The sequence below is a fragment of the Streptoverticillium olivoreticuli subsp. olivoreticuli genome, from assembly GCF_003391135.1.
GTDB lineage: Bacteria > Actinomycetota > Actinomycetes > Streptomycetales > Streptomycetaceae > Streptomyces > Streptomyces blastmyceticus.
Map to the genome: position 1 here is coordinate 5,334,490 of NZ_CP031455.1, position 14,311 is coordinate 5,348,800.

At 72.5% G+C, this 14,311-nt stretch carries 14 protein-coding genes; 8 read left to right on the plus strand and 6 right to left on the minus strand.

Annotated elements, in window-relative coordinates:
• Position 1: 1 nt before the first annotated feature.
• Complete coding sequence (locus tag DXZ73_RS23465) at positions 2-769, minus strand: hypothetical protein (protein WP_162890305.1); 768 nt, start codon at positions 767-769, stop codon at positions 2-4.
• Positions 770-1,074: 305 nt separating this feature from the next.
• Between DXZ73_RS23465 and DXZ73_RS23470 the strand changes: the two genes are divergently transcribed.
• The 5 genes from DXZ73_RS23470 (at position 1,075) to DXZ73_RS23490 (ending at position 6,549) form a co-directional block, all read left to right on the plus strand.
• Entirely contained in the window at positions 1,075-2,346 is a 1,272-nt protein-coding gene (locus tag DXZ73_RS23470) for an aspartate kinase (protein WP_116213049.1), read from the plus strand.
• Positions 2,343-3,443, plus strand: a complete 1,101-nt coding sequence (locus tag DXZ73_RS23475; RefSeq protein ID WP_116213050.1) for an aspartate-semialdehyde dehydrogenase — start codon at positions 2,343-2,345, stop codon at positions 3,441-3,443. The genes DXZ73_RS23470 and DXZ73_RS23475 overlap by 4 nt, the downstream gene beginning before the upstream one ends.
• Positions 3,444-3,817: 374 nt before the next feature.
• Positions 3,818-4,396 carry a SigE family RNA polymerase sigma factor gene (locus DXZ73_RS23480; RefSeq protein ID WP_240351460.1) on the plus strand — a complete coding sequence of 193 codons (579 nt, stop codon included), beginning with the start codon at positions 3,818-3,820 and terminating at the stop codon, positions 4,394-4,396.
• Positions 4,393-5,514, plus strand: coding sequence for a hypothetical protein (locus tag DXZ73_RS23485; RefSeq protein ID WP_116213052.1), 1,122 nt, complete (start codon positions 4,393-4,395; stop codon positions 5,512-5,514). The genes DXZ73_RS23480 and DXZ73_RS23485 overlap by 4 nt, the downstream gene beginning before the upstream one ends.
• A 129-nt stretch (positions 5,515-5,643) precedes the next feature.
• Complete coding sequence (locus DXZ73_RS23490; protein WP_116213053.1) at positions 5,644-6,549, plus strand: SURF1 family protein; 906 nt, start codon at positions 5,644-5,646, stop codon at positions 6,547-6,549.
• Here DXZ73_RS23490 and DXZ73_RS23495 read toward each other — a convergent pair.
• Together DXZ73_RS23495 and DXZ73_RS23500 are read right to left on the minus strand one after the other, a co-directional pair.
• On the minus strand, positions 6,476-8,278 hold the full coding sequence (locus DXZ73_RS23495; RefSeq protein WP_205519361.1) for a S9 family peptidase: 1,803 nt from the start codon (positions 8,276-8,278) through the stop codon (positions 6,476-6,478). The genes DXZ73_RS23490 and DXZ73_RS23495 overlap by 74 nt on opposite strands.
• A gap of 214 nt (positions 8,279-8,492) precedes the next feature.
• A complete protein-coding gene (locus DXZ73_RS23500) occupies positions 8,493-9,380 on the minus strand; it encodes a phenylalanine 4-monooxygenase (RefSeq protein WP_116215791.1) in 888 nt (295 codons plus the stop codon).
• Between the two features lie 474 nt (positions 9,381-9,854).
• On the opposite strand from DXZ73_RS23500, the gene DXZ73_RS39560 reads away from it, so the two are divergent.
• From DXZ73_RS39560 to DXZ73_RS23515, 3 genes are all read left to right on the plus strand, one after another.
• Positions 9,855-10,706, plus strand: coding sequence for a DUF4190 domain-containing protein (locus tag DXZ73_RS39560; protein ID WP_275898586.1), 852 nt, complete (start codon positions 9,855-9,857; stop codon positions 10,704-10,706).
• A 186-nt stretch (positions 10,707-10,892) separates the two neighbouring features.
• The gene (locus DXZ73_RS23510; RefSeq protein ID WP_205519210.1) at positions 10,893-12,257 is read left to right on the plus strand and encodes a sugar porter family MFS transporter; all 1,365 of its coding nucleotides are present in this window, start codon (positions 10,893-10,895) and stop codon (positions 12,255-12,257) included.
• A complete protein-coding gene (locus tag DXZ73_RS23515; RefSeq protein ID WP_116213055.1) occupies positions 12,254-13,237 on the plus strand; it encodes an aldo/keto reductase in 984 nt (327 codons plus the stop codon). Before DXZ73_RS23510 ends, DXZ73_RS23515 begins: the two co-directional genes overlap by 4 nt.
• A gap of 13 nt (positions 13,238-13,250) precedes the next feature.
• Here the strand turns inward: DXZ73_RS23515 and DXZ73_RS23520 are convergent, their stop codons facing one another.
• From DXZ73_RS23520 to DXZ73_RS23530, 3 genes are read right to left on the minus strand one after another with little or no spacing between them, the layout of a single operon-like run.
• Positions 13,251-13,523, minus strand: a complete 273-nt coding sequence (locus DXZ73_RS23520) for a hypothetical protein (protein WP_116213056.1) — start codon at positions 13,521-13,523, stop codon at positions 13,251-13,253.
• A gap of 48 nt (positions 13,524-13,571) precedes the next feature.
• On the minus strand, positions 13,572-13,826 hold the full coding sequence (locus DXZ73_RS23525; RefSeq protein ID WP_116213057.1) for a hypothetical protein: 255 nt from the start codon (positions 13,824-13,826) through the stop codon (positions 13,572-13,574).
• Positions 13,827-13,885: 59 nt separating this feature from the next.
• Complete coding sequence (locus tag DXZ73_RS23530; protein WP_116213058.1) at positions 13,886-14,152, minus strand: hypothetical protein; 267 nt, start codon at positions 14,150-14,152, stop codon at positions 13,886-13,888.
• Positions 14,153-14,311 lie beyond the last annotated feature (159 nt).

Genomic DNA, 14,311 nt, shown 5'->3' on the forward strand with positions numbered 1-14,311 from the left:
CTCACGGACCCGGGGCGAGGACCTCCTCGCCTGCGGGTACGCGCGCGGTGGCCGCGGCCGTGTCGTCCTGCCGCGAACGGTCGCGGCGGGCGGTCAGTACGGCCCAGGCCAGCAGCGCGGCGGTGCCCGCGCCGGTGATCAGCAGGGGTGTCCACACGCTGTGGACGAACCACGGCGTGGCGGCGCCGAGCACGCCGACGAGGAGGGCCGCCGCCGACGGAACCGCGATCTGCAGGGGCGAACGCCGCGGCGAGTCAGTGGAGCGGCGGCCGAACCGGTACGCCGCCCACAGGAAGCCCGCGGCCACCGGCAGCAGCCCCAGGGCGATCGCGTACGGCAGGCGGTAGCCGCCCCGCGGGTCGTCGTCCGTGCGCTGCCGCAGGTTGTGGAAGTCGACAAAGCGGCTCTTGTGGTGCCAGTGGGTGACCGTGACCCGGTCGCCGGGCTTGACCTTGCCGACGACGGAGGGCCGCCCGGCCATCAGGATGCGGTGGCGGGTGCCGTCGTCCTCGGTGACCGAGAGCCACCGCTGCGCCGACGCCCCCGAGGTGACCGTCTCGGTCCCGTTCACGGTGGCCGCCACCGGCCGCAGGCACTTCTTCGACACCGCGTCGGCCCGGCACGAGTGCGCGGTCTTGAAAGCGCGCTGCTCGGCCCGCGCGCCGGGCACGGTGACCAGCAGCAGATACGCCGCGGCGATCGCGCAGACCGCGCCGACCACCGCTGTGACCAGCGTCGACCGCCGTTCCATACGGGTCGGCGTAGACACGGCGCTCATCGCGGGCCCAGCAGCATGCGCATGCTCCGCAGGGCGAAGCAGAAGTGCTTGATTGTCATGCGCACATTTTCCCCAGGCCCCTCCGGACGGCGACGGCGGCCCGGCGCCCGCGCCCGGGCGGCAGGGTGGCGCCGGAAGGGGTGTGAGCTGGGTTACCTTCGAGCGTGAGGGCGGGTGCGGCGGGCAGGGGGACCCGGCGAGGGCGAAACCGTCTCAGCATGCGGTATCCGCATGGCCGAAAGCAGTCGCTCGTTAGACTGAGCCGACCGCATTACACATAGCTGCGAGGAGCGCACGTGGGCCTTGTCGTGCAGAAGTACGGAGGCTCCTCCGTTGCCGATGCCGAAGGCATCAAGCGGGTTGCCAAGCGAATCGTGGAAGCCAAGAAGAACGGCAACCGTGTGGTTGTCGTGGTTTCCGCGATGGGTGACACGACGGACGAGTTGATCGATCTCGCCGGGCAGGTTTCCCCGATCCCTGCCGGACGTGAATTCGACATGCTGCTGACCGCCGGGGAGCGCATCTCCATGGCGCTGCTGGCGATGGCGATCAAAAACCTCGGTCACGAGGCGCAGTCGTTCACCGGTAGCCAGGCCGGGGTCATCACCGACTCGGTCCACAACAAAGCGCGGATCATCGATGTCACGCCGGGGCGGATCCAGCAGTCCGTCGACGCGGGCAACATCGCGATCGTGGCCGGCTTCCAGGGTGTGTCCCAGGACAAGAAGGACATCACCACCCTGGGGCGGGGCGGCAGCGACACCACCGCCGTCGCCCTGGCCGCCGCGCTGAACGCCGAGGTGTGCGAGATCTACACCGACGTCGACGGGGTCTTCACCGCCGATCCACGGGTCGTGAAGAAGGCCCGGAAGATCGAGTGGATCTCGTTCGAGGACATGCTGGAGCTGGCGAGCTCCGGCTCCAAGGTGCTGCTGCACCGCTGCGTCGAGTACGCACGCCGTTACAACATCCCGATCCACGTGCGCTCGTCCTTCTCGGGGCTCCAGGGCACCTGGGTCAGCAACGAACCGCGAGGGGACCAGCCGATGGAGCAGGCGATCATTTCGGGTGTTGCCCACGACACCTCCGAGGCCAAGGTCACGGTCGTCGGGGTGCCGGACAAGCCGGGTGAGGCGGCGACGATCTTCCGGGCGATCGCGGACGCCGAGATCAACATCGACATGGTCGTGCAGAACGTCTCCGCCGCGTCCACCGGCCTGACCGACATCTCCTTCACCCTGCCGAAGACGGAGGGGCGCAAGGCGATCGAGGCGCTGGAGCGCACGAAGGACCGGGTCGGCTTCGACTCGCTGCGCTACGACGACCAGATCGCCAAGATCTCGCTGGTCGGCGCGGGGATGAAGACGAACCCGGGGGTCACGGCGACCTTCTTCGAGTCGCTGTCGAACGCCGGGGTGAACATCGAGCTCATCTCGACGTCCGAGATCCGCATCTCGGTGGTCACGCGCGCCGACGACGTGAACGAGGCCGTGCGCGCCGTGCACACCGCCTTCGGTCTGGACACCGAGAGCGACGAGGCCGTCGTCTACGGAGGCACCGGTCGATGACCGGCGCCGGCTCTGCGGCCCGTGTCCCCTCGGGGGGTACGGGCCGTAGGCCGACCCTCGCCGTCGTCGGCGCCACGGGCGCCGTCGGGACGGTGCTGCTGGGGATCCTGTCGCAGCGCGCGGACGTGTGGGGCGAGGTCCGCCTCGTCGCGTCCGCCCGTTCGGCGGGCCGGAAGCTGATGGTCCGGGGCGCGGAGACCGAGGTCGTCGCGCTGAGCGAGGAGGCGTTCGAGGGCGTCGACGTCGCGATGTTCGACGTGCCGGACGAGGTGGCCGCGCAGTGGGCGCCGGTGGCCGTCGCCAAGGGCGCGGTCGTCGTGGACAATTCCGGCGCGTTCCGGATGGACCCGGATGTGCCGCTGGTGGTGCCCGAGGTCAACGCGCACGCGGCGCGGGTGCGGCCGCGCGGGATCATCTCCAACCCCAACTGCACCACGCTGTCGATGATCGTCGCGATGGGCGCGCTGCACGCCGAGTTCGGGCTGAGCGAGCTGATCGTGGCCTCGTACCAGGCCGCTTCGGGCGCGGGACAGGCGGGCGTGGCGACGCTGCGGGCGCAGTTGGCCGCCGTCGCGGGTACGGATCTGGGCGAGAAGCCGGGCGATGTGCGCCGGGCGGTCGGCGACGACCTGGGGCCGTTCCCGGCCCCGCTGGCGCTGAACGTGGTGCCCTGGGCGGGGTCGCCGCGGGAGGCCGGCTGGTCGTCCGAGGAGCTGAAGGTGCGCGAAGAGTCGCGGAAGATCCTGGGGCTGCCGAAGCTGCGGGTCAGCGCGACCTGTGTGCGCGTACCGGTGCTCACCACCCACTCGCTGGCCGTGCACGCGCGCTTCGAGAACGAGGTGACCGTCGAGCAGGCGCACGAGATCCTGGCCAACGCGCCGGGCGTGGTGCTCGTCGACGACCCGGGCGAGGGCGAATTCCCCACCCCCGCGGACGCGGTGGGGACGGACCCCACCTGGGTGGGCCGCGTACGGCGCTCGCTGGACGATCCGAACGCCCTGGAGCTGTTCGTCTGCGGCGACAACCTGCGCAAGGGTGCCGCGCTCAACACCGCCCAGATCGCCGAAGTCGTGGCGGCGGAGCTGACGGCTCCCTAATCTGGAGGACTCGTGAAGGTCCTGTGATCAAGTCGTTGGTCCAGACCTCTTGAGCTGGGCAGATGGTGTGTTCGACTATTCACACCCCGCTCGACGGGCGCGACCGTGGCCCCGCGTCGCAACCGCCGGCCGGCCGGGGAGCGTCTTTGTTGCCGTCTCTCGGGGTGGCGCCAAAATCGGGGCATCGAGGAAGAGCTGGTACGCATGAGGGCATATGACGCACCGTCGAGCGGTGCTGTGTCAGACGGGGTGCCTCGCGCGTACAACCCTGACGGGGGGAAGCGTGTCCAACAGGCGTGGCAGAGGTCATCAGCATCGCAACCGCCCCGCGGCGCAGCAGTGCAGTGCGTCCGCGTCCGCGCACGCCGGGCGGTATGCCGGTGATCGCTCCCTGGCCCACCACCCGTCCCGCCGCCCAGCTACCGCCCCAGCGTGGGGACGCTGACGAGGCGATGGCAGCGGGCACCACAGTCGACCACCTCACCGAGACCTACCGCGCCCACTACCGGTCGCTGCTCGGCCTGGCGGCGCTGCTCCTCGACGACACCGCGTCCTGCGAGGACGTGGTGCAGGAGGCGTTCATCCGGGTGCACTCCGCGCGGGGCCGCGTCCGGGAGCCGGAGAAGACCCTTGCCTATTTGAGGCAGACTGTCGTCAATCTGTCCCGATCCGCGCTCCGCCGCCGCATCCTCGGGCTGAAGCTGCTCTCCAAGCCGATGCCCGACATGGCGAGCGCCGAAGAGGGTGCGTACGAACAGCTGGAGCGAGACCAATTGATCACCGCGATGCGCGGACTGCAGCGCCGCCAGCGTGAGGTGCTCGTCCTCCGCTATTTCGCCGACATGACCGAGGCCCAGGTCGCCGAGACCCTGGGCCTCTCGCTCGGGTCGGTCAAGGCCTACGGCTCCCGGGGCATCGCGGCGCTCCGTGTCGCCATGGAGGCTCCGGCATGAACCAGCAGTTCCCTGGCGGACCCCTGCGCGGTGAAGGTCCGGTTGATGGCGGTTCGGGCGAGGGCCGGAGCGACGGTACGACGCCCGGAGCGCCCGAGTCCGGGGCGCTCGACGAGCAGGCCCTGCGGCGGCTGCTGCGCGGCGCCGTCGACGAGCTCGAGCCGTCCGCCGACGCGCTGGAGCAGCTGCGGCGCGCCGTGCCCGCCCGGCGTACGCGCCGCCGCCAGGCCCTCGTCGGGGTCGCGGCCGCGGTGATCCTCGGCGGTGCGGCGCTGCCCGCGCTCCTGCATGTCGCGAGCACCGGTGGCATCACCGAGGAGCGTCACACCAACACCGCCAGCGCGCACAACAGTCAGCAGGAGGCCGACGAGGGCCTGGGCGACGGGGTCGCCGAGGGCGGGCGGGCCCGCCCGGACAGCCCCCCGGTCGGCAAGGACCGCGAGGCCGACGAGGGCCGCAGGCCCGACGGCAACAAGCCGGACAACGAGATCAAGCCGTCCGGCTCCCCGGGCGGCAGCATCCCCGACCCCGGGAACACCTTCGCCGCGATCTCGCCCACGTGCGACCGCGACCAGCTGGGCAGGGGCACCGGCACGGTCGGCGCCGCCGACAAGGACGGCCGGGTCTACGGCGCCTTCCGCGTCGTCAACATCTCCCGCTCCGTCTGTACGGTGGCGGGGCCGGGCACGGTGGCCGCCAGCGCGCGCGGCAGTGCCGACAGCGCGCGCGTCTCCGTCGTGGACCACACGCCCGGCGACGCCGCGACCGGGCTGCCCAACCCGACGGCCGAGCCCAGCGAGGTCATCCTCCAGCCCGGCCAGGCGTACGAGGTGAAGTTCGCCTGGATCCCGGCCCCGGACGGCGGCCGCAGCGGATGCGCGAAGAACACGGGCGGGGCGACGCCCTCGCCGGGCGGCAGCGCGGCACCGCCGGCGGCGGGCGCGTCCGCCGCCGAGAACCGGCCCACGGCCGCCGACCCCGGGCCGCCCCCGCCTCCGGCGAGCGTGGTGCTCAGCCACACACCGGACGTGGGCGAGCCCGCGATAGCGGACACGAAGATCGGCGACGCGTGCGCGGGCACCGTGTACCGGACCGGTCCTCTGGCGACGGCGCCGTAGCCGGTGCGGCAACCGGGGCTCCGCCCCGGACCGTGCTGACGGGTGCGAGGGACTCGCGCTCTCCGGCGCACCCGAGCGAGATCCGGGGCCGCCCGCCGCGGGCGCCGCGCATGCCCGTACCGTGGGGGTGTGTATCGGTTCCTGCTGACTTCCCGCTGGTGGGGGATCAACGCCTTCGCCGTACTGTCGATCCCCTTCTGCCTCCTCATGGGCAGCTGGCAGCTCGGTCGTTTCGAAACCCGCGTCGACTCGCACCGCGCGGCGCAGACGCAGGCCGATGACGCCCGTACCGCCACCGCCGAGCCACTGGCCGAGCTGCTGCCGGTCAGCACCGAGACCTCCGGCCGCCGGGCCGTCGCCGTCGGGCGCTACGACACCGAGCACCAGCTGCTCGTCCCCGACCGGGATCTGGACGAGCGCAAGGGCTTCTACGTCCTCACCCTGCTGCGGACCGACGGCGGCAAGGCGCTGCCCGTCGTCCGCGGCTGGCTGCCCGGCGACGCGGACTCCAGGTCCGACGCCGCCGCCGTGCCCGCTCCGCCGGCCGGCCATGTCACCGTCACCGGTGCCCTGCAGTCCTCGGAGAGCCCGGGCTCCAGGGGCGTACGGGCCGGGGGCCTGCCCAAGGGACAGCTCGGCATCATCAGCGCGGCCACGCTGGTCAACCTCGTGCCGTACGAGGTGTACGACGCGTGGATCACCGCGCCCGAGGCACAGGGGGCGATGACGCCCGTGCCCCCGGCCGCCGCGCCCGGCAGCGGTCTGGACCTCAAGGCCTTCCAGAACCTCGGCTACACCGGTGAGTGGTTCGTCTTCGCCGGCTTCGTCGTCTTCATGTGGTTCCGGCTCTTCCGCCGCGAGGCCGAGGCCGCGCGGGATCTCGCGCTCGGCATCGCCCCGGACGAGCCCGCCGAGCCCGCCGAGCCGGCCGGACCGGCCGGCCCCGCGGGCACCGAAGGGTCTACCCCTCCGAGCGGCCCGGACGACGGCCCAGGTGACGCTCCGCAAAAGCGATCTCCAGCCGGAGCTGCTTGACCCGCTCCTCCACCACCAGTGAGCCGTGGCCCGCGTCGTAGCGGTACACCTCCAGGGGGTGGGCGCGGTCCTTCAGCCGGTCGACGTAGTTCTCGATCTGGCGGATCGGGCAGCGCGGGTCGTTCATGCCCGCCGAGATGTAGACGGGCGCGCGCACCTCGTCGACGTACGTCAGTGGTGACGACGCCGCATAGCGCTCCGGCACCTCTTCCGGGGTGCCGCCCAGCAGCGTGCGGTCCAGGGCCTTCAGCGCCTCCATCTCGTCGTGATAGGCCGTCACATAGTCGGCGACGGGCACGGCCGCCAGGCCGAGCGCCCAGGCGTCCGGCTGGGTGCCCAGGCCCAGCAGGGTCAGATAGCCGCCCCACGAGCCGCCCGCGAGGACCAGCCGCCCGGGGTCGGCGAGGCCGGACGCCACGGCCCAGTCACGCACCGCCGCGATGTCCTCGAGCTCGATCAGGCCCACCCGGTGCTTGAGGGCGTCCGTCCAGGCGCGGCCGTAGCCGGTCGAGCCGCGGTAGTTGACGCGGACGACCGCGAAGCCGTGGTCGACCCAGGCCGCGGGCCCGGCGGCGAAGACGTCGCTGTCGTGCCACGTCGGGCCGCCGTGGACGTCGAAGACCGTCGGGAAGGGGCCCTCGCCCTCCGGCTTCTGCACCAGGGCGTGCACCTTGCCGCCCGGCCCCTCCACCCAGGCGTCGGAGACCGGGACCGAGTGCGGGGCGCGGCCGATGGCGCCCGGCACGCGCGGCGGCTCCAGCACCAGCTGCCCGCTCGTGGAGCGGACGGCGGGCGGCGTCGCCGCCGAGGACCACAGGAACTCCACCGTGCCGTCCGGGCGCGGCAGCGCTCCGGAGACGGTGCCCTCGGGGGTGTCGAGCCTGCTGAGGCCGCCGTCGGCCAGGTCGTACCGCCACAGCTCGCTGCGCGCCCGGTAGCTGTGCTCGACGAGCAGCGCGGAGCCGTCCGGATACCAGTCGGCGTGCAGGTCGCCGGGGAGGTCGAGGGCCAGCGCGGTCTCCTCGCCGGTCGCCGCGTCCCACAGCATGGGCTCCCAGCGGCCGCGCCGCTGGTGCCCGACCAGCAGCCGGCAGTCGCCGTCGACCGGTGCGAAGCCCATGGCGGTCAGCCCCAGCTCCTCGGTGCCGCCGCGGGTGTCGTCCAGCTCGGCGACGGTGGTGCCGTCGGTGCGGACGATCCGGATCGCCGAGTGCATGGCGTCGCCGTGCTCGGTGTGCTCGATGGCGATCAGGGTGCCGTCGTGGGAGAGGTCGCCGACGCCCGCGGACTCCTCGTGGTGGTAGATCTCGACGGGCTCGGCGCCGGGGCGCGCCACATGGACGGTCGAACCCCCCTTGTCCGTGGACCGGCCGACGACCGCGGTGCCGTCCCTCCCCAGGGCCAGGCCGCCGGGATAGGAGGGGGCCAGGCCGGGCGCGGCCGGCTCGTCGGCCCCGCCGTGGAAGGGCTGGCGCATCCAGATGCCGAACTCGTCGCCGTCCGAATCGGAGAACCACCAGATCCATTCGCCGTCCGGCGACAGCACGCCGCCCGTCGTGCCGTTCGGCCGGTCGGTCGCCCGGCGCTGCTCGCCCGTCGCGCGGTCCCACGCGTACAGCTCGAAGGTGCCCGTCACGTTCGAGACGAACAGCGAGCGGTCCGGGGCGTCCTCGGCCCACTGCGGCAGCCCGACCCGCGGTGCCCGGAAGCGCTTCTCCCAGTCCGGCATGGCCGCCTGTGCCGCCGCCTCGCCCGGCGCGGCCCCCTCGCCCTGCGTGATCCCGCCGGTCCGCTCGGCCCCGTTGCTCTCAGTCATGGCCCCATTCTGCGCTGTCGGCCGGGCAACGTGCTTCGGGGTGCCACAGCCTGTGGATAACTTCCCGGGCCGACGCGCTCCACCGGCACGGAACTTCAGCCTCCGGTCCGCTGCCCGGGGCGCCGGATCACGAGCGGTCGCCGCGGCTCGCGAAGACGGCCAGCCGGGATCCCTCCTCGTCGTCGAAGCCGTCCAGGAAGGCCGCGAGCGTGTCGGTGAGGTGCTCGGGCGACCGTGCGCGGAACAGCACCGGCTGGTACCCCGAGACGCGGTAGTGCGTCCGCACCATGGCGTGGGGGTCCAACTCGCGGATCTCGCACCGCCCCAGCTGCGCGAGCTCCCCGGAGGAGGAGAGCAGCGCCGCGCCGTACGCCTTGGTCTCCCCGCGGTCCGCCATGACGCCGAACTCCAGCGTGAACCAGTACACCCGGCTGATCAGGTCCAGGGCCTCGCGCGTACGGACCCGCAGGGCCGCCCGCCCGAAGAGGCGGTAGAGCTCGGCGAAGCGGGGGGAGGACAGGTGGATGCCGTGCCCGAACACGTCGTGGATCACGTCAGGTTCGGGCGTGTACAGCGGTATCGAGGGGTGCCGCACGAACTGCACGGCGTGGAAGTACCCGCGCTCCATCGAGCCGAGGAAGCGCCGGTTCTCCACGAACCCCCCGGCCAATGTGAACGTAAACCCCGACAACTCCCGCATTCTGGCGCTCACTTCCGCGTGCTGCGGAATGTGGTCCGCGGGCACGGGCGCGTCCTCGGCGGCCTCCAGGACCGCGCGGTGCGCGTGCTCGTGGTGCGCGCCGGTCAGCGCCGCGTGGGCCGTGCGCCAGGTCGCGTGCTCGCTCTCGGTGTACGTCACGTGCGGCGAGGGGTCGCCCACCCGGTGCCCGCGGGCCAGCCGTACCAGCGCCGCCCGCCGCTCCAGATACCGCCTGTCGCGCCGCCCGGGGTGCTCCGCCGCCCTCCCCAGGCGCCCGTCCGGCGCGACCGGTGTCCGCATCCACGCATCGCTCATGACACACAAGGTGCCCATGTCGATCCGAACAGTAACCACGGTGATGACCGGGTCCGCGAGGTGCACCGGGGTGCCGTTGTCGTCCGGCGTGCGGGATACGCTTCGCCAATATTTGCCTAAAAGTTGATAAAGATCCTCAAGATCGTCCGCACTGTCCCAGCCTTCTCCGTACCGCCTCAGAAAGCCGCGTGCATGACCACCCCGCCGCCGACCCCTCCTCCGCCGCCGCCCGGAACGGAGCCGTCTGGAACAGAGTCGTCCGGAACAGAGCCCACCGGGACGCAGCCGCTCGGAACGGAGCTCCCCGCAACGGAGGCCCCCGCAACGGAGGCCCCTGCAACAGAGCTCCCTGCAACAGAGCCTCCTGCGACGGAGCCGCCCGGAACGCCGCCCGGAACACAGCCGCCGGGCATGCCCTTCGGCGCGCAGCCGCCCGGCATGCCTCCGCACATGCGGCCGCCGGGAATGCCCGGCATGCAGCCGCCGGGAATGCAGCCCCCGCCGCCTTACTGGGGGATGCCGCCGGCGCCGCCGCTCGGCTTTCCCCCGCCGCCGCCCGGGCCGCCCAGCAACGGCGCCGGGATCACGGCGCTGGTGCTCGGTGTCATCGGCCTGGGCTGCGGATTCGTGCCGTTCCTCTTCTGGCTCACGGTGCTCCTGGGGATCCTCGCCCTCATCTTCGGCATCGTCGGCTGGAGCCGCGCGCGCGACGGTGTGGCGACGAACAAGCCGATGGCGATCGCGGGCACCGTGCTCGGCGGCATCGCCTGCGCCCTGTCCGTCGTCGGCCTGCTGCTGACCGTCAGCTTCGTCCGCGAAGTGAAGAGGGACATCGACAAGGAGACCAAGGAGCTGGAGTCGTCCGCCAGCGCGGATCCCTCGCCCTCCGAGGAGGACGACGGCCGGACGAAGGCGGACAGCCACACCCTCGACTTCGGCAAGACGGCCCGCTACGCCAACGGTCTCAAGGTCACGGTCGCGCAGCCGGAGAAGACCGAACTCAGCGAGCACAGCGCCAAGGAGGGCTACGTCGCCTACATGGTCGTCGTGACCATCGACAACGGCACGGACAAGACCGTGGACCTCGACCTGACCACGGTCAAGGCGCGCGACGGCGACGGCGCGGGCCTGGAGCGCACCTACGACTTCCGCAAGGGCGTCAGCTTCAACCAGGGCATCGCCGGCCGCCCGCACGCGGGCAAGTCGCTCACCGGCACCTACGTCTACCTGGTGCCCGAGAAGAAGGCCGGCGACCGCATGGAGATCAGCGTCGAACCGGGCTCGATCACCTACAAGGAAGCCGCGTGGAGCGGCCCGGTCAAGTGACGGGACGCGGCGCGTAGACGACCGGAGGGCCGGAGCGGCGACATCGCTCCGGCCCTCCGCGCTTCCACGCCCGTGCGGGCCCACCCGCCGAAGCCGTACGGCACCCCCCGACGCCATCTGTGAATTCCCCGCCGGATCTGCCCCAATGGCCCCATGGACGCGTCCCCATGAGGCCGAGGAGGTCCCGTGGCACAGATCAGGCTCGGTGAGGGAGCGGCGGCCCGGGGGACCGGGCGGGGGGCGGTGCCCAGGCGGGTGCATCTGGTGGCCGTGCTCGGAGGGCTGTCCGGTGTGCTCTACGGATACGACTCCGGCGCGATATCCGGCGCGCTCGACCCGCTGACCTCGCGCTTCGGTCTGAGCTCCACCGAACAGGGGCTGGTCACCAGCCTCATCCTGCTCGGCGCGCTGCCCGCCATCGTCGGCGGCGCGCTGGCCGCGCGGCGCTGGGACAGGCGGCAGCTGCTGATCGTGGCCGGTGGGATCTTCGTCGTCGGCTCGGTCGGCTGCGGCGTGGCGCCGGACGCTGCGGTGCTGATGGCCTCGCGCTTCGTGCTCGGCTTCGCCGTCGGCCTGGCGAACATGTTCGGCCTGATCCACCTCAGCGAGCTCGCGCCGAAGCAGCTGCGCGGGCGGATCACCGCGCTGTACCAACTCGCCGTCAACGTCGGCATCCTGCTCGCCTACACCGTCGACGACGCCCTTTCTGCGGCCGGTGCCTGGCGGTGGATGCTGGGGCTCGGCGCGCTCCCCGCGGTCGTCTTCCTGGCCGGGATGGCGGCGAGCCCCGCCGGACCGCGCTGGCTGATGACGCGCGGGCGCGAGTCCGAGGCGCGGCGGGTGCTGGGCCTGCTGCGCCCCGACGGGCGGGCGGCCGACGACGAGGTGCGGGAGATCCGCGAGAGCCTCGCCGAACAGCACGCCGGACCACGCGAGTTGCTGGGCACCTACCGCCCGGCGCTGCGCATCATCCTGACGCTGACGTTCTTCCAGGTCTTCACCGGGATCAACGCGGTGGTGTACTACGCGCCGGTCATCTTCTCCCACGTCGCCGGGGGAGGGGAGGCCGAGGCGGGCACCATGGCGAACTACGGCGTCGGCGCCGCGCTCGTCCTGTCGACCGCCCTCTCCCTCCCCTTCATCGAACGCGCCGGACGCGTAAAGCTGTTGACGCTCTCCCTGGCCGCGCAGGCGCCTCCCATGGTCGCCCTCGCGGCCTTCCCCGACGTCACCGTGCTCGCCGTCGCGTGCGTCTTCCTCTACACCTTCGCCTTCGGGTTCGGCCTGGGCCCGGTCTTCTGGCTGTACTGCCCCGAGGCGCTCCCGCTGCGGGCCCGCGCGATCGGCATGGGCGTGGTGACCTTCACCCAGTACCTCGGCAACTTCGTCTTCTCCCTGGCCTTCCCCGACACCCTGGACGCCATGGGCAGTTCGGTCTTCCTGGTCTTCGCCGCGCTCTCCGCGGCGGGCGCGTGGTACGTCGCGAGGAGGGTGCCGGAGACGGCGGGGCGGTCCCTGGAGGAGATCGAACGGCACTGGAGGCACACATGAACACCGCCGTACCGGGCGGCCCCACCGGCCGTGGCGTGCTCGGCGGGTCCGGCGTGCCGGTCACCCGGCTGGGGCTGGGCGGGGCGGCGCTCGGCGGCCTGTTCCGGCCGGTTTCGGAGGAGCGGGCGGTACGGACCGTACGGGCGGCCTGGGACGCGGGCATCCGCTACTTCGACACCGCCCCGCACTACGGCGCCGGACTGTCCGAGGAACGGCTCGGCGCGGCCCTGTCCGGGCTGCCCCGCGGGGAGTTCACCGTCTCCACCAAGGTCGGCCGGCTGCTCGTGGCCGGATCCGGAGCGGACGGTACGGAGTTCACCGGCGCCCCGGACCGGGCCAGGGTGCGCGACTACAGCCGGGACGGTGTCCTGCGCAGCGTCGAGGAGAGCCTGCGCCGGCTCGGCCTCGACCGGGTCGACGTGCTCTACATCCACGACCCGGACGAGCACTGGGCGCAGGCGGTCGGGGAGGCGTACCCCACGCTGGCCCGGCTGCGCGACGAAGGCGTGGTCGGGGCGATAGGGGCCGGCATGAACCAGACGGCGATGCTGGCCCGCTTCGTCGCCGAGACCGACGTGGACGTGGTGCTGTGCGCGGGCCGGTGCAGCCTGCTCGACGGCAGCGCGCAACGCGAACTCTTCCCCCTGTGCGAGCGGCGCGGCGTCGCGGTGGTGGCCGCCGGGGTCTTCAACAGCGGGATCCTCGCCGACCCCGGGACGGACGCGCGCTACGACTACGCCCCGGCGCCCGCGGCGACCGTGGCCCGCGCCCGCCGCATGGCGGCCCTCTGCGAGCGCCACGGCGTCCCCCTCCCGGCCGCGGCCCTGGCCTGGCCCGCCCGCCACCCGGCGGTGGCATCGGTCCTGGTGGGAATGCGCAGCGCGGAGGAGGTGGCGGCGAACACGCGATGGGCGGCCACGGCCGTCCCTCCGGCCCTGTGGCGGGACCTGGCGGGGGCCGGGCTGCTGCCGGGGGAGTGACCGGGGGAGCGCGTCAGCCGCGCTTCTCCTCCTCGGCCTCCATGAGCCGGATGCCCTGGTGCGTCAGCGCGACCATCGTGGGTGTGTTGCCCGCCGTCCAGTCGACCGTGATGAGACCCTCGCCCACCAAATAGGTGCAGGCGGCGGCCAGATCCTCTTCGGGGACACCGAGGTCGTCGTGCAGCTTCGCTCCGGTGACGCCGAGAAGGCGGTTGCCTTCGGTGGCCTCGTAGAGAGCCTGCAAGACCTTTTCGCGGTAGGTCTTCCGTTCACGAAGCGTTGCCATGACTGCCGCCCTTCCGTACGCGCCGCTGCCCCCGCGACGTACCCGCCCTCAGCCGTGCTCCTCATCCGCTGTCGGAGGCCGGCTGGTCGTCAGCCAGGAGCGCGCGGGCTCGGCGGGCTGGGTGGTGTCCACGGTGAGGTGGAGCAGGGTGCCGCCGCCGCGGCCGGCCGGGTAGCTGCGCTGCTCGGTGGAGTCGAAGCAGCGCCGGAGCACTTCCGCGACGCGGCGGGCGGTGTCGGGGGAGGCGGAGACGATGCGGACGTCGGCACGTCCCGCCGGGGGCACTGGTTCTGCTGGTTTCATGCCGTCCTCGTTCTCGTCGGGGTGAGGTGATGTGTCGGCGGGGGTGACGCGTTGCTGTGTCACCCCCGTCGCCCCCAGTCGGAAAATGGCACGTGTCGTCCGCGGTCCCGCCGAGGCTGCTCGCGGGGGGCGCGGACGAAGAGGGGCCCGGCGGGGTCGATCTCCGACCGCGGGCGGTTCCGGCTCCGGCTGTCGCGCCACGGCAGGACGCCGCTGTAGTGGAAGCCCGCGATCCGCTGGTCGTGCTGGGCATTGAGCAGGTGGATCAGAAGCACTCCCACGGCGACCACGGCGAGAGCCACGACCAGGGTGATGACGATCTCCACGGTCCTCACATCCCTACCCGGACGGAGCGGAAGCCGGTGCGCGCAGTGGTCCCGGTCCTTTCACCCTACTCCGGGCCGTGGCCCACGGACCGTGCGCGACCAGGCATTTTCCCGGGCACGGGCGCGCGGCCGGTGCGCGGCGTACGGTGGGAACACCGC

Bases quoted from the DNA above. Each gene is read 5' to 3' on its own strand.
- DXZ73_RS23495 (WP_205519361.1), bottom strand. From the start codon at position 8,278: ATGCCGGACTGGGAGAAGCGCTTCCGGGCACCGCGGGTCGGGCTGCCG.
- DXZ73_RS23500 (WP_116215791.1), bottom strand. From the start codon at position 9,380: ATGAGCGATGCGTGGATGCGGACACCGGTCGCGCCGGACGGGCGCCTG.
- DXZ73_RS23485 (WP_116213052.1), top strand. From the start codon at position 4,393: ATGAACCAGCAGTTCCCTGGCGGACCCCTGCGCGGTGAAGGTCCGGTT.
- DXZ73_RS23525 (WP_116213057.1), bottom strand. From the start codon at position 13,826: ATGAAACCAGCAGAACCAGTGCCCCCGGCGGGACGTGCCGACGTCCGC.
- DXZ73_RS23480 (WP_240351460.1), top strand. From the start codon at position 3,818: ATGCCGGTGATCGCTCCCTGGCCCACCACCCGTCCCGCCGCCCAGCTA.
- DXZ73_RS23515 (WP_116213055.1), top strand. From the start codon at position 12,254: ATGAACACCGCCGTACCGGGCGGCCCCACCGGCCGTGGCGTGCTCGGC.
- DXZ73_RS23475 (WP_116213050.1), top strand. From the start codon at position 2,343: ATGACCGGCGCCGGCTCTGCGGCCCGTGTCCCCTCGGGGGGTACGGGC.
- DXZ73_RS23520 (WP_116213056.1), bottom strand. From the start codon at position 13,523: ATGGCAACGCTTCGTGAACGGAAGACCTACCGCGAAAAGGTCTTGCAG.
- DXZ73_RS39560 (WP_275898586.1), top strand. From the start codon at position 9,855: ATGCAGCCGCCGGGAATGCAGCCCCCGCCGCCTTACTGGGGGATGCCG.